This is a genomic window from Microbacterium sp. DT81.1 (genome assembly GCF_049844955.1).
Lineage (GTDB): Bacteria > Actinomycetota > Actinomycetes > Actinomycetales > Microbacteriaceae > Microbacterium.
The window spans coordinates 1-14,559 of record NZ_JBNCMA010000012.1; the positions used below are offsets into that span (position 1 = coordinate 1).

13 protein-coding genes are annotated in these 14,559 nt (G+C 64.1%); 4 read left to right on the forward strand and 9 right to left on the reverse strand.

The features are described 5' to 3' along the window. A partial coding sequence (locus ACLQ2Q_RS21340) for a helix-turn-helix domain-containing protein (protein WP_425823733.1) occupies positions 1-362 on the reverse strand: 362 nt, incomplete at its 3' end. Positions 363-724: 362 nt separating this feature from the next. Between ACLQ2Q_RS21340 and ACLQ2Q_RS21345 the strand changes: the two genes are divergently transcribed. Next, positions 725-1,576: a hypothetical protein gene (locus ACLQ2Q_RS21345; RefSeq protein ID WP_425823735.1), complete on the forward strand. Its 852-nt coding sequence runs from the start codon at positions 725-727 to the stop codon at positions 1,574-1,576. Continuing rightward, on the forward strand, positions 1,573-1,818 hold the full coding sequence (locus ACLQ2Q_RS21350) for a hypothetical protein (RefSeq protein ID WP_425823737.1): 246 nt from the start codon (positions 1,573-1,575) through the stop codon (positions 1,816-1,818). The genes ACLQ2Q_RS21345 and ACLQ2Q_RS21350 overlap by 4 nt, the downstream gene beginning before the upstream one ends. Before the next feature lie 216 nt (positions 1,819-2,034). Here ACLQ2Q_RS21350 and ACLQ2Q_RS21355 read toward each other — a convergent pair whose 3' ends face one another. From ACLQ2Q_RS21355 to ACLQ2Q_RS21365, 3 genes are all read right to left on the reverse strand, one after another. Further along, complete coding sequence (locus tag ACLQ2Q_RS21355; RefSeq protein ID WP_425823739.1) at positions 2,035-3,045, reverse strand: hypothetical protein; 1,011 nt, start codon at positions 3,043-3,045, stop codon at positions 2,035-2,037. A 468-nt stretch (positions 3,046-3,513) separates the two neighbouring features. After that, a complete protein-coding gene (locus ACLQ2Q_RS21360; protein ID WP_425823741.1) occupies positions 3,514-4,125 on the reverse strand; it encodes a hypothetical protein in 612 nt (203 codons plus the stop codon). 144 nt (positions 4,126-4,269) lie between these two features. Next, the gene (locus ACLQ2Q_RS21365; RefSeq protein ID WP_425823743.1) at positions 4,270-4,563 is read right to left on the reverse strand and encodes a hypothetical protein; all 294 of its coding nucleotides are present in this window, start codon (positions 4,561-4,563) and stop codon (positions 4,270-4,272) included. Positions 4,564-5,414: 851 nt separating this feature from the next. Between ACLQ2Q_RS21365 and ACLQ2Q_RS21370 the strand changes: the two genes are divergently transcribed. Next, a complete protein-coding gene (locus tag ACLQ2Q_RS21370) occupies positions 5,415-7,007 on the forward strand; it encodes a M6 family metalloprotease domain-containing protein (RefSeq protein WP_425823745.1) in 1,593 nt (530 codons plus the stop codon). 124 nt (positions 7,008-7,131) lie between these two features. Further along, a complete protein-coding gene (locus tag ACLQ2Q_RS21375) occupies positions 7,132-7,311 on the forward strand; it encodes a hypothetical protein (protein ID WP_425823747.1) in 180 nt (59 codons plus the stop codon). A gap of 399 nt (positions 7,312-7,710) precedes the next feature. On the opposite strand, the gene ACLQ2Q_RS21380 is transcribed toward ACLQ2Q_RS21375, so the two are convergent. The 5 genes from ACLQ2Q_RS21380 to ACLQ2Q_RS21400 all read right to left on the reverse strand — a co-directional run bounded on the left by ACLQ2Q_RS21380 (position 7,711) and on the right by ACLQ2Q_RS21400 (position 14,552). Then, entirely contained in the window at positions 7,711-8,667 is a 957-nt protein-coding gene (locus ACLQ2Q_RS21380) for a hypothetical protein (RefSeq protein ID WP_425823749.1), read from the reverse strand. A 1,708-nt stretch (positions 8,668-10,375) separates the two neighbouring features. Beyond that, positions 10,376-11,005 (reverse strand): biotin transporter BioY, encoded by a 630-nt coding sequence (locus ACLQ2Q_RS21385; RefSeq protein WP_425823751.1) that lies wholly within the window; start codon positions 11,003-11,005, stop codon positions 10,376-10,378. Positions 11,006-11,133: 128 nt separating this feature from the next. Then, positions 11,134-11,808, reverse strand: coding sequence for a response regulator (locus ACLQ2Q_RS21390; protein ID WP_425823753.1), 675 nt, complete (start codon positions 11,806-11,808; stop codon positions 11,134-11,136). After that, positions 11,805-13,007, reverse strand: coding sequence for a histidine kinase (locus ACLQ2Q_RS21395; RefSeq protein ID WP_425823755.1), 1,203 nt, complete (start codon positions 13,005-13,007; stop codon positions 11,805-11,807). Before ACLQ2Q_RS21395 ends, ACLQ2Q_RS21390 begins: the two co-directional genes overlap by 4 nt. 846 nt (positions 13,008-13,853) lie before the next feature. Continuing rightward, positions 13,854-14,552 (reverse strand): TcmI family type II polyketide cyclase, encoded by a 699-nt coding sequence (locus ACLQ2Q_RS21400; protein WP_425823757.1) that lies wholly within the window; start codon positions 14,550-14,552, stop codon positions 13,854-13,856. Between the last annotated feature and the right edge of the window lie 7 nt (positions 14,553-14,559).

Consider the following 14,559-nt stretch of genomic DNA (forward strand, 5'->3'; position numbering starts at 1 on the left):
GCGGTCACATGCGCCACCGATGCGCGATATCGGCCACGCACCGTGTTGCGGGTCAGCTCCCGCGACACCGTCGACGGGGCCCGCCCAATCCGGGCTGCGATCGACCGCACCGACTCGCCCGCCGCGACACCGACCGCGATCTCCTCACGCTCCGCGAACGACAGATACCGGCCCTGCAGATTCCGGCCACGGCGCGGCCGCACCCCGCCCGCGGCCACAAGCATCCGTTTCGCCGTCGTACGATTCACACCGATTCGCTCGCCCACCTCACTCGCGAACTGCCCCGCCTGAAAGCCCTCCCACGCCTGCTGGACCAGATCCAGACGGAACCTCAAAGCCAAGCCCGCCACAACACTCTCCATTCAGTAAGTGTTGCGACCACCGCAAGAACCCAAGGACCGGCTTCCGGGCGCAGACGATAGCTCCGTATCCACCTCTCTAGGGTCGGCGTAAGCACTACGCGCACGAAGCTTCCGCGAGCGCTCCCCCCGGTACAGGCAGAACCTCATCGGTGCAGGGATTAGAACCCTCCGCGAGACCCGCGCATTCACACATCCTGTATCGATGGGCCGCCCTTTACTTCCCAATCGCGTGACGCATCGACCGGACCCTGCGGACCAGCCGACGATCACCAAGCTATCCGGTCGCGGTATAGGCAAGCCCGTCTATGGGAGCGACGCTTGTGGGACTCGCGATCCTCGATTCGGAGTCATATCTTTGTCCCGTGACCGCAGCGCTCTACTTCCCCATGATCGACGTTCCGGACACTCCCTGGTTCTTCAGCACACTTCTCTATTGGGACTCTGTCGCGTCGATCATCCCCGACGACTTCCTAGAGAACCCCGAAACGCTTAGCGATCAAACGCGAAACCTCTTGAAAGAAGGTCTCCTCCTCCCCGCCCAACCCAGCGCAGCAAGCTGGTCGTTCGTCGACGGGTTCCAGGCGTATATCTCAAGCCTCCCCATCGAGGAGCTGCAGTCCCGACGACGGAGCCTTACCGACGGAGAGGTCTCGCGCATTCACAATGACAAGCTCCTTGAGGTCTCACTGATCGAGACCCTGCTCGTGGCCGGACTAGCGGATGCCTCGAGCCTGCACCCGTGGTTGCTCGTGGAGAAGAAGACCGCACAAGAATGGATGGCTGCATTGGCAATCGCCCTCTGCCATCCTGGAAGCGATTGGGCAACACGATCTGCGGGCGTCACCGACTCGTGGGTTCCGGTCACGGACCGGCCGACGTCGATGGAGGCATTGCTGGCAGGGTTCGGCGCCGCGTCGGGCGTCACCGACACCGAGCATCGGACGACGCGTGAGGTGGCCGCCGGTGTCTCGCGGACAGCCGAACTGCGGTCGGTAGTGCTGGACGCACTACTCCCGACGCCGACGCGGACTTCTCCGTCGATCGACTGGTCGCCTTTCGGAACAAGTACGGTGATCTCCTACCCTCGTTCCGCCGTGAACTTGAGTCCCGTTTGGAGGCTGTGCTTCTCCAGCCCGAGGGCACGCGAGCGTGGGCGATCCATCGGATCGTCGAAGAGGCCGAGGAGACGGCTGAGGAAGCCGCCGCGCACTTGAGAGACTACGGTTTCCGCTTCCTCGCTCGGTCGCCTCTGGTCAAGTTTCTGCAACTGATCCCGTTGGTGCGCGACTTCGTCGAGCCGGTCGCCGACGTCGCCGAGTTGCTGGACTCGAACTCAGGCGTCCGCTCCAAGCCGCTGGCTTACATCGGATTTGCGAAGACCGCTTTCGTGCCGGAAGACCGCTATTTGCCACTGCAGAATATGCCACTCATTCCAGCCATGCAGAGCGCTTCCTGACGCGACTCGTCGCAGTTGGCGAAGAGCGATCCTGGAGACGTGTCGTGACCTGCACCGCTCCGCCGGTTCCGATCGAACTCTGTGGACAGCGCGATGGAGGACCCGGCCACGGGCACTCTCACTGCACGCTTGTCGGTGGAATTGGCGTCGTGCCGGCGAGGTGTGCCGCAGACGAGTGCTGGCCGAGTTGATGTCGGGAACCGTGAGTAGGCAGATTCACCGAGCGGCGGATGGCTTGACCAACGAATAGGTAAGAGCAGATGCCCCTGTCAGAGCGAGCAAAATCTCTGGGATCTCCCCCAATCGATGCGTTAGCAGGAGCCCACCAACAACAAAGACCATCGCGATGGCATTGAATGCAACATACTGGACGGTTGTGACTTGATTAGTCGCAACGGCAGACTCGTCATGACTGATTAGCTTCCCGTCGTCCTTTTTTGCCAGAGCAGCGGCGACTCCCGGAAGTCCGATGAGGAGCGCATACTGCGGCCAGGCGTCGGCGTCGACGCAGTTCACCGAAGTCGCTGTCGCGCAGACGAATGCTGAGTCCCCGTGCACTGTGGAAGCGGCGACGTACGAGATCCCGAATACGACAATTGCTGTCCACAACATCAAGACCGTGGTGGCCGCGGACGTCTCACTCTTTTCCACTCCAGCGACGTGGACGGCGGCGATAATCGGAACGAGCGCCGTAGACACCAACGCGAAGATCAGCGCTTGAAGGTCGAGGGCGTCCTTCGGCCACCACGCAACCTCGTTGAGCGCGGCCATTGCCCTATTGCTCAGTAGGAAGGCGGCCACAACTCCGTAGAGGCCGATGCCCAGCGCCCAGAAGACGGGCTGCCAGGCTTCATTGAACTTGGGTCCAAGGATGATGAAGACTGTCCCGACTATCCCCAGGAAGAAGAGGATTGCCGCAGCGATGTATGGCCACTCGTCTGACCCCGGCCCATCGATCACGAAGACCGGAACTTCCGCCCACAGCTGAAGGACCGCTAGAGGAATGAGTATGGACGCGAGGGCTGCCAGCAACGCGAGCGCGGGTCTGCCAAGCCCTCTCCAGAACGAGGCCCGGTTCCACCACGGCACGAGAGGCTCAGCTGCCTCAGGCGGAGACGGCAGCTCCGACATCGTGGCGCTGCTGGCTGTCGGGGAGGCGCCCTCCGAGGCGGCCGCCCGATCGGCGTGAGCCGGGGAGTTGAGGTTTTCGCTCGGATTGTCAGTCACCGGAAACTCCTTTCTCGCGGCGAATCGGGGAGCTGTTGGGGAAGTAGTAGCTAGTAGTGGCGATCCGCCGACCATGACGTATCTCTCGGCGTCGGTGAGCCCGACAAAGTTAGTGAGGCTAGGGAAGGGTGCGTGATACACCCGTCGGGACGGATGGGGAACCGCACCCGCAGACTTGTCGACGCGGGCCGGCGGGCCGCGTGTGCTGGACGACGCAACTACTCGAGTCAATCCGGCGGTCCGTGGGAAGGCGGACCTCACTACGCACGGCAAAGGACCCGCTTATGAGCGTGCGTGCAGCTGCGGAATCGAGGCGTCGCTCAGATCGAGTCGATATTAGCTAGGGAAACGAGTCCCGCAGGTCGCCGTGCACCCGCAACTTCGGATCGGTCCGTCCAAGATCAACGTGGATCCTGCGACTGAGCGTAGATTGGGCGCGTTCGGCAGGTGATTCTCTCGAGTACGGACTCAGGGGTTCACGAAAACGTAAGAGACTACCGTGAAAAGCGGCGCGTCCCAGCTGACTGAGACGAGTACCTGTACTCCTCCATTGTAAGGGGCGATATTCGCGACCGTCATGACGGCGGCACCGAGGAACGGTGCCGGGATGGGGTCCGTGGAGGTCACTATCGGGTCGGCCTCGCTGATGGAGGCAAAGACGTTGGTGGTCTTCCTGATGACGGAACTGGTGAGGTTGAGTCGCACCCACCCGCGAAGGTCACCCCAAACATGACGATACGTGAAATCCGGGTACGCCAGCGCGCGTGCCTGCCCGTCGTCGTTGTTGTTCTGGCCGAGAGGCTTCGTGTGAGGCAAATCCAGCGCCGCTTCGAGAGTGACCACTTGTGCCGGATCGTAGGTGAATTGGTTTGAGACTGACATGAAGGCTCGCCTTCTCTTCGTACCTGCTTGGCTGACGATCCAGATCGCGGTCGACAGATCTTCGAAAAGCGATCCGAGGAGCGGGTGATGGTCCGCGGGATGATCAGTCTTTCTCTGCCGAGTCCACCTCGGCGTGGGTCTTGATGCGTAGCTGCCCGAGAACCGTAGCCACGTCTTCGCCGAGAAGACGAGATGCATCGAACGGATCATCCGACATGTCGACCTCTACCACCTCGACGCCATCAGCAGAACTCACTACAGCCCGCGGTGCCCCATCCTCTGCACTCGTCACCGCGACAATCCGCCCGGATCGATGCTGAACCATGTATCGCATTGAGTCTCCTACGGAGCAATATCGGTGACAGTCAGGTAGAAGATCATGATCGGGTCCGGTCCGGTGTTGCGAACAGTGGCGACGATGAGTCTGTGTCCTTCAGGATCGCCCGGGTAGCTTTCCGAACGGGTATGCACTACCTCCAGTGAGCGATTGGATGACGAGGCGTTGAATGGATGAGCTGTCACAACCACCCCGTGCTTCCACCATTCCCACGGCCCAAACCACCAAACCACTTCATCGCCGGGATTGAACGGAACGCCGGTGTAGTGGGTGTACTGGTACAGAGCGACTGCCACCATCGGGCCCCTCCAGATTCGACCAGTGTGGAATCTACTCAGTTAGTCGGCAAGATAGCCCGTACCGCGGAATCCGTCAATGGCACACGTTGACTCACCGGCACTTCGGGTGCGTCTCGTCGACCTGTTGACGCGCCGCTCAAGCAGTGCCACACTGCAACCAAATTGCACAGCCCCGAGATTCGCGTGATGCCTCATGGAGGTACGCAACGCGGACCGGCGCGTTGCCTCTGCAATGACGAAGATGGAGCAAGCGCAGTTGCTTGTCAAGAACGGGCAGCAAGGACCCTCACACAATGAAGCCCATAATCATAAAAATCGGCGCACCGCAAACTATCAATATAGGGATACCCGAAGCGCAAGCCGAGGCGGCAGTTCTCCCACATCGCGCTTCCGGTTCTCCGCCTCCCGTCTCACTCGATCAGAGGGACACAAGAGGAAGCGATTCTGCTAACCGGGTTGAGGCTGAGCCACCCTCCCCGCAGCCGCTCGTGGCGGTACACGATGTCAGCGCCGCCGGCATGGTGGATGGCCACGGCCCGCGGGCCCCCATCGACCTGGATCAGCTCGCCGAGCGCGCGCTCCGATCTTCGCCCGAGGAGGCCGCGTCACCGCTGCGCCCGCGCCCGATGAACCGATTGCCACAACCCCTCGGGGGCGATGCCACCGCCGCGGGTGCGGCCATGGTCCCGCGTCCGCTCGATCGGATAACTCGGAGCACTTCTGTCCGAGGCACGCCTCCTACCGGCCTGGCGCCAAGCCCGCTGGAGCACCTGCCCGCGCCTGCCGCCGCACCATCCGTACGGCGCCCGCCACGCACCCCCAAAAAGCCGTAGAACAATCGGAAGCGAATCATGTTGCAACAACGCACTCCTTCAACACGTCCCGACTGCGTCGTGATGGCCGAACCTCGGTTGCTGGACGAGATCGTTCGATCGAAAGAGGCTCTTCTTTCCGGGGAATCCCTTCCGTCTAAACGGCAGCGAGGCCTCCTCGACCTCGAAACGCTCGGGAAGATCCTCACCAGACCATCGAGGACGCGGCCAGATACGCTGAGCGCCCCGAAAAAGAACCTGGCTGCCGTGGTGGGCCAACGCAACGTAGTGGTCCTGCTCGTCGACTTCCCAGACGCACCCGCACAAACGGCCGCTGACCACTATAGGGACCTGCTCTTCTCCCAGGGCACGCTGCAGGGCGGAAGTATGCGAGATTTTTTCAGCGAGGTCTCATACGGGTCACTCGACGTGACAGGTACCGTCAACGGAGGCCACGGCCAAGTGGCCGGGTGGTATAGGGCCCCCAACCCGAAGAGCTATTACACGAACAACAACTTCGGCTTCGGGGCGCACCCGCAGAACGCGCAGGGTCTCGTCGAAGACGTACTCAACATCGCAGCCCAAGATGTGGACTTCTCTCTGTATGACGGCGACGGCGACGGCGACGTCGAAGCGCTCGTTCTGATCTGTGCGGGAAGCGGCGCCGAACAAACGGGAAACAGCAATGACATCTGGTCACACAAGTGGGGGATCACACCCCAGACGCACAACGGAGTGAACCTCTCCCTATACTTCATGGCGCCTGAAGACGGCCGGATCGGCGTCATGGCCCACGAGCTCGGTCACCTGCTGATGGGCTGGCCGGACCTGTACGACACCGACTACTCCTCCGCTGGTACTGGTGCCTGGGACCTCATGGCAGCGGGTAGTTGGAACGGCGGAGGCGATCGACCGGCCCACCCGACGGCATGGTGCAAGATACAAGCCGGCTGGGTCAATCCGACCGTGATCTACAACGCCGCGCAGAACATCACGCTAGACCCGTATGAGACATCCGCTCAAGTAGTCAAGTTGCCGATCGGCAATCAGGCGGCTAGCGAATACTTCCTGCTATCGAACCGTCAGCAAACCGGCTACGACGACCAACTCCCGGCGGCCGGGCTGCTGGTCGAGCACTGCGACGATAGCCAGGCGAACAACACAGATGAGGACCACTACTTGGTCGACATCGAACAGGCCGACGGACAACGGGACCTCAATCTGAACGCCAATCGGGGCGACGCGACAGACGTCTACCCTTCGGGTGGGAACGACGGTCTAACCGCCGACTCCACGCCGAGTAGCGACGCGTATGGCGGAGGCGACTCTGGTGTTTCCGTTACTAACATCGCCGTCAATGGCGCCCAGATCACGCTACACGCGAGCAACGGCAGTACAGGGCCAGGCGAGCCAGAGTGGCTGTACAACCAATTGATCACCGCAACGTTCTCCTCCCACGTCAGTCAGTCCGCCTGGGCACATCTCGGCGGTCTCGGCTGGCGGCAGTTGAAGGACGGGTCAAGTGACGGAGTCGGGAACCTCTTCGACATGTGCAATTCGGCCGTGTCAAGCACGCGTACCGTGCACGTCTACGTCGACGCCAGCTATCTCTACGCCGCCTACCTCCTGTAGCGGCACTGCCTATACCATCGGATAGGTGATACCCGCAGCCCCAAATCGAGCGCAGATCGTAGCCCACTGCCTCACGACCACCCGCTCCCCTGACTCGCCGCGCAAATGGTCTGGCCGCCTGCGGTTGGAAGAAGTCAAGGTGCTGAACGGCGGTCGATTCATCGAGGTCGGCGATGAGATTGACGCCATCGCCTTCGATCTCAACTTGCCGCTCCAACGAGGGGACACACTCAACGCAGAGGCCGAGTACCTCGGCGGTCCCACCCAAGGACTCTTACAGCTCTACAACGTGACCACCGGGTGAGGCCTGGGGCCAAGGATGGAGAATTCATAGCTGCCGCAAGACGCGGTAGCACCTCACGTCAGACAGCAGTGCGCGACGCTCGGCCGCGACAGGCAGGTCCCAGACGATGAATCAGATCGACCTCCGGGTCCCGACCGCGAAACACACCGTGCCGCCAGGACCGGTGAACTCCACCAGCGCTCGTGTCCACGATCCCTCCGGACCGGGCTTGCCCCGCCACCACGCACGGCCGCCGCTATCCGGGTCGTCAAGGCAGTAGTCGCCCAGGTCGGTCGTCCCCTTGTTCTTTGTGGCCAGAGCCGCGGGTCGTCAAGGGGTACGCGCTGCAGAGGCTGGCGCGAGACCCGGTACATTCGGGCGGCCAGCTCCCGTTCATCCAGCAGCTGCCGGATTCCCTCCTCAGTGACTTCGAATCTCGTTGGTGAGGAGGTCCTCCTCCTTGTCCCCCAGGAGGACGTAGAGCCCCGGGGCCTCCGCGTGCAGAAAACCACGGAGGCGGGCGATCCGGCCACCGCTGGCTAGTTCAAAGGCGGACGCCTGGTAGAGCCACGCGACGGACTCTGCCCCGGAGTCGTCGGTGAGGCGCAACTCCATCCGAGGCAGGCGCATGCTGCTGCTGCGATCGGCTTCCGGCGGTTCCACCCGACGAGCGTCTATCACCCGGGCGTCGACGAGCTCCACGTAGCTGGCCTCCAGGCTCCGCGCGAGAAGCGAGCGGGTGCCTTCGGCGGGGAAGTCTGCGGCGCTGACGGGGGTGGGGGCTGGCGCATCGTGGGGTTCCTCTCCGGCCAGCCGCACCCGCATCCACCCCTCATCGCTCACCGTTGTGGACCCGGAGTCGTCCCGCAGCACCCCGCCCAGGAAGGCGACCTTCTGCCAGCGCGCGTAGTCCGAGGGCATGTCGATGTCAGAGCGCACCCAGATCCCAGACCAGCCCCCGCCCGTGTGGGTATTCAGAACCACCAACCCGCGGTCATGGATGCCGCCGTTGCAGCCCGTGCAGCACGCCACGCTGACGTGCACGCCAGCGAGGGTAGGGCCATACGGGAAACGCGCCTCTGTATGCGGCACCTTGAGCTCCATCGGCGACCTCACACCATGGACGAAGCGCGGCCCCACCACCCGGTCGCCGACTACGACCTGGTCCACAACCAACTCGTCCCGTTGAGGCGCCTCGACGGCGAGCACGATCTCCGTCGGCGAGTCCCGGTTGCGGCCTTGCGCCTTTGCCAGGCGGCCACTGAGCAGCTGCACGCCGGCGTCATCAGCCCAAGCCGCGTCATCAGGCGATGCGAACAGGACGACCAGGGTGTGATCGTCCGACGGAAAGGTAGCCACGATCCGGCTGCGCGACATGTCGGCCCAATCTCCTCACGAATGCATCGCCAGCTATAACCGGGCGGGTCGGCCCAAATCTGGACGCGCTACCCGGGATTGCGATTGTCACACTATGCCCACGCATGTCGAGGGTCCAGACCCCAACGCCCGCGAGGCGAGGGATTTGTGCCGGTCCCCGTCTGGCCATGCTTTCGCCGTCCGCAGGTCGCGAGCCTTGCGCCCGGTCCGCGGCGCGGGGAGGAATGGCACGCAAGAACGGGGCGGAGCGATAGTCTCGTACGTTCGACCATTGAAAGACAGCGTTCATCGTTGGACTCCAGCATCGAGAGTCGTGCGGGCTGCTCGAGCTGGTCCCTTCGCGGTCACCGTTCCGTTGCGCTCCTTTCCCGCTATCGGAAGACGAATGGGGCCACGCCCGCGACCGGGCCCCCTCCGATCGTTGCCCGGTTGAGCGTCGCGTCACGCGCGATTGCGATCCGTCTCGTGATGAGCACGGCTCTCCGTCACCCGATCTTGACGTGGTCTTGAGTCACTTCCCAAAGCCATCCCGAGCGAACTGGGCGCCCGTAGCCCGGGCCGTCGCGAACTCAGCGTTGGACAGCATGTGGTCATGTCGTCCGCCAACGCCCGCATCGACGGCGTCCGCCGGAGACGATCCGGATCTGGATCCGCCGCGGCCAGATCGATGCCGGCGACGGGCCGGGTTGCACGACGGGCGCCGCGGCGGAGATCAAGCGTCTGAAGCGGGAGAAGGCCGAGCCGCGGCGGGCGAACGAGTCAGCCTCGCGTTCCTCATCCTGGCGATCATCGTGCGCCACGACGACGTTCGCTGGGAACACACCGCCGCACGGGTTTCGTCGCGCTGATCGCCATTGCCGTGGCCCTCCACGGCGGCTTCGCGGCGTGGGCCGAGCGGACCATGCGCCTCCACGGCGGCTCGCGGGGTGGGCCGAACGGACCATGCGCCGCGCGGCTCGCCCACCTCCCGAACTTGAGCGAACGGAACCTGCGGGTGGATAGGACCTCGACACGCATTGTGGACCGGGGAGCATCAGCGCCGCCGCCCGGAGCTCGCACTTAGAGAGGCTTCCGATCGCCGTCCTCGGTCGTTCCAGGACTCTCGCGATCAGTGACGCTGCGGTTTATGCGCGGGTGGGGCCTGTCGCTTGGCGGCGGGGCATGCAAGCTCCCAAAGAGTCCGTTCTCCTCATTGCTGCGGCGCACCATGCGCCCGACCGCGAGCGCCGCACCGAGTCCGAGCAGGGTCCAGGTGATCGCCAGGACGACAAGCGCCGAGATACCGTCCATATGCACCACCTTCGGGCCTGCCGACGAACCGAGTGGGCTCGGTCGACAATCCTAGCCGCCCCCTCCCCCCAGGGCGCGCCGGAACTCCTGGACCCCCCGCCCGACACAGCCAGGGGGTGGGGTCGAGTTCCTTTTCGTGGTGTCACTCCGGTCGTTCTTGATGAAGTCGGATTTTCCCTCATCGCACCGCTCCTGAAGGACCGGACCGCGTGAGCCTGGTCTCCTCGTCGTACTTCCTCGGGCGGGCATGATCTCTCCGTGTAAGACCCTGGCCTCCGACAAGCTGCGCCCAAATCTTGAATCACGCTCTCCGCCGGGTATTGTTCGCGATCTGCAGTCGCTGCGACGCTCGCCTCAGCGCACGCCGGAACGCCAACGGTACCTACCGCAGGCGGCGAGGCCCTGTCGGTGTCTGGTGCTACTTGCGCGCGTCAAGGGTGCGCACGCCGCGCCACGCCAGGGGGACGAGCAGCGCCGCGAAGGCGGCCTTGATGACCCCACCGGCAATGAACGGCAGCACTCCGACCTCCATCACGGACGCGAAAGTGATGTCGACGCCGAGCACGGTGCTCAAGATAAACGCCAGGTAGGGAACGCCGAAGACGAATGGGATGATGCTCGCCGCGGCGAAGCCGGCGAATGCGAGCACCGGCTTGCGGTCCCATGCGCGCTCGGCGAACCAGCCGGCCACGAAGGCGGCCGGGATGAAGCCGACGATGAATCCGAAGGAGGGCGAAAGCACATACGCAGGCCCCGCGACCGGTCCCGCGAAGATCGGAAGCCCGGCGAGGCCGAGCAGCATGTACGTTGTCAGGCTGGCGGCACCCCTCTTAGCGCCGAGTGCGGCGCCGACCAGGATCACGCCGAGGGTCTGTCCGGTGATTGGGACGGGACCGAGGAAGAAGGAAACCTTGGCGAGCAGCGAGACGAGGGCAACGCCGGAGAGCACGAGGACGCCGTCCACTGCGAATGCACGGGAACGGGCCGACGGGCGGGTGAGGACATCCGCGAGGACGCGGTGGCGGCTGGGAGTGGCGATTGCGGACACGGGGCTCCTTACTTCGAGACGGGAGGGAAAAGGGCCTGTTGCGACTCATCCTAGGGAGGATGGGTATTGCGCTGTAGCCAATCCTCCACCGCGGCGCTTGGGTCCACGAGATTCGTCATCGCGGGGTGTCAGGGTGACCTCGGCGCCAGGAGGCCGGTCTCGTAGGCCAGGACGACGAGTTGGGCGCGGTCGTGTGCGGTCATCTTGGTCATGACGTGGTTCACATGAGTCTTCGCGGTGTACGGCGAGATGTGCAGGGTGTCCGCGATCTCCTGATTCGACCGGCCGCGCGCGACGAGCAGGAGGACCTCACGCTCGCGTTCGGTGAGTCTGTCCAGCTCGGGCGGGATGCTGTGCGACGCGTCGGAGGGGATAGCTGCATGGATGTACTTCATGATGAGGCTCCGGGTTGCCGTGGGCGAGAGCAGGGCGTCGCCAGCGTGCACGGACCGCACGGCATGCACGATCTCGTCCGGCCCGGATCCCTTGCCGATGAATCCGCTTGCGCCGGCGCGTAACCCGGCAACGATGTATTCGTCTTCCTCGAAGGTCGTGAGGATCAGTACTCGTGTCGAAGCGAGGTCGGGGTGGGCGCAGATGGCCGCTGTCGCGGCGATGCCGTCGAGTCGCGGCATCCGGATGTCCATCACAATCACATCGGGGTTCAGACGCGCGGCGGCGGCGACCGCTTCGTGCCCGTCGACCGCTTCGCCCACTACATCGATCCCGTCCGCGTGCGACAGGATGTGGCACACCGCCTCGCGGATCAGGAACTGGTCGTCGACGACGAGCACGGTGGTCATCGGCGCCCGTCCGTGCTCACGGGAAGAGTCGCTGCCACTTGCCACCCACCGAGTGTGGGGCCGGCTTCCACGGTGCCGCGCGCCGCGGCCACCCGTTCCCGCAAGCCGATCAGTCCGAGAGCAGAGCCGGATCTACGGTCCCCGGACGTCTCGAGCGTGGGAGGCGTCTCGCTGGGAAGGGTCGGATTGGTGACCACGATCTCGAGTGTGTCAAGCTCGACCCGGATCAGGACGTGAGCACAAGAGTCTGCACCGTGTTTGTGGGCGTTGGTGAGGCCCTCCTGGATGACCCGGTAGGCGACGATCTGGGCACCCACTCCGGCCTTCGTGATGTCTCCCTCGATCTCGATCGTCACAGCGAGTCCTGCCTCCTCGAACTGGCCGACCAGCTCATCGAGTCGTTCGATACCTGGCTGCGGCGAGATCTCGCGCGTGCCTTCATCATCGTCCGTCCTCAAGACCTCGAGGAGCGCGCTGATTTCGCTGAGCACCGTGCGCGCGGCGCTACGGATCGTGCGGACCGCTTCCTGCGCGTCGTCTGGCCGGGAGGGAATTGCCGAGAACGCCACACCCGCATGTAGGTTGATCACAGCGATCTGATGCGCGACCGCGTCGTGTAGGTCGCGTGCGATCCGAAGCCGCTCCTCCGACACGCGTCGCCTCGCCTCCGACTCCTTGGTTTCTTCGGCGTGCTCGGCGCGCTCGGTGATCGCGACTATGTAATCCCGCCGCGATCTCGCTCCTTCCCCAGCCGCGGCAGCGAAAGCCACCGTGACCACCAATGCGAATGCTCGCACGTCCAGGAGGGTGCTGAGCGAAGCAAGAACATTGATTCCGACGATCACGCCGATCGTGACGAGCGCCGCAAACAGGGCCGCCCGCCGGCGCAAACGGTTGGCAACGCCGAACATCGCGATCGCGATGGCCAGGACTATTCCGGGCCAAAGCGACTCCGTAAACGCCGCCAATGCATAGAGCGCGACGCACGCCGCGAGAACGGCGATCGGCCACCTGCGCCGGAGCGGAAGAATGAGCGCCGGAGCGATCACGAGGGCGGTCGTGAACACGTCGATCGGACGGAAATCCGCCCCCGAGAACCGAAGGTACGCCGAGGCGACGATGAACGCGGCCGCGATGACGTCGCCGATCCACGCGGGCATGCGGGGATGCCACCCGGCCCGGCCGATCGGCCGTCCCACGTCCCGTCTCATCCGACCATCGGGCGGGGCGGGGCGGAGCCCCGGCATCCACCCCGCGCGGCATGCGGAGTACCGCGATCGCAGTATTGGAAGTGCCTGCGGAGGGATGACGCGATGAGCGCCGCAAAGAGCGAGGATGAAACTCCACCTGCAACCTGGAGCCTCATGAACACGCCGATCATCTCGGTCAGGGATGTACACAAGCCCTATGGCCCCGTTCTACCGTCGTCTGGACGGACCGCACACACTGCCGTGCACAGAGGCCGGTCGGCGATGACCAGAGTTCGTGTGCGCCAGATCCTCGTGCTTAGCCGTCCACGACCCCGCTTCCGGGTGCTGATCTGCGACGACGATGAGGTGTATCGAATCGGCCTTTGTACGGTTCTGAGGTTGCTACCGCAGATCGAAATTGTCGGGGAGGCCGCTGAACCTGCGCGCGCCCTCGAGCTATCCGAGGTGTTTGCGCCGCACATCGCCCTGGTGAGTTCTGAATTCGGTGATGCCGCGCTGCTCCTTGTCGAAGCCCTGAACCGAGACGGTGTTCGTGTCGTCATGGTGGGCCCCCAATCGGCATCCGAGACCGGTCCGACGAAGCACACGGAGGCAGACGCACACGGATACCTTCCTCGCGAGGCGAGCTCAGCCAACGCCTTAGAGTGTGTCCGCGCGGCATTGCCGTCGGCGAGGGCTGAGCAGTAGACGACTGAAACCTGCCGCGAGGCACTGCAGAAGGAGGACCGACCATGATTCGCACCGCCGTACCACGCACGTCCTCAACCTTCCGAGCCGGAGCCACGCCCGCCCGCGTCGCAGACATCATCGCGCAGGCGTCGCCGGCCGCACGCGTCATTCGTCGGTCGGGGGAGTCCAGTCCTCGGCCTGCCAGCGGTAGAACGCGTTGGCGACCGAGTCCTTCGGGGTCTGCCAGTGGTCCGGCCGGTACGGCGAGAGGTACGGGCTTAGGTCGTTCATGATGCGGGCGAAAGCCGGCCGGTGAAATTCGTGATTTTGCCGCACGGCTGCCGCCTTGGCCTTGTCCTGCTCCAGCAGGTGCACGAAGACGTCGTCGATGGAGTACAGCCATCGCCCAGTAACGCCCGTTTCGATCGGCAGCGGGCCGGCGTCGGAGTCAGCGAACACCCGAGCGATGTCGGATTCTGCATCCGGCTTCATTCGCTGGATGATGACGGTCAGTGCCCGGTCCTCGGGGACATCCCCGTCCGGAACCCAACGGTAGAACTGCTTGGCCACGGAGTGCGACGGGTTCTCCCAGTAACGGGGGTACGGTGTGACGTACGGACCGATCTCTTCCGCGATCTGCTGGAACGCCGGCAGCCCTCGCCGCTGGCCGGACACCTCCGGGTCCTGTTTGCGGTCAAGGACGTGGATGTAGAGGTCGTCGTGGGACAGGAGGGTGCGGCCGATGACACCCAGGTCCTGCGGTCGGGTGATCTGGTCGTAGTGGCCGAAGACGGCACCGACCTTGTCCTCGCTGCCGGGAACCAGGTGACAGACGATCACGTTGCGGAAGGGACGGAAGGTCATGGCTTTT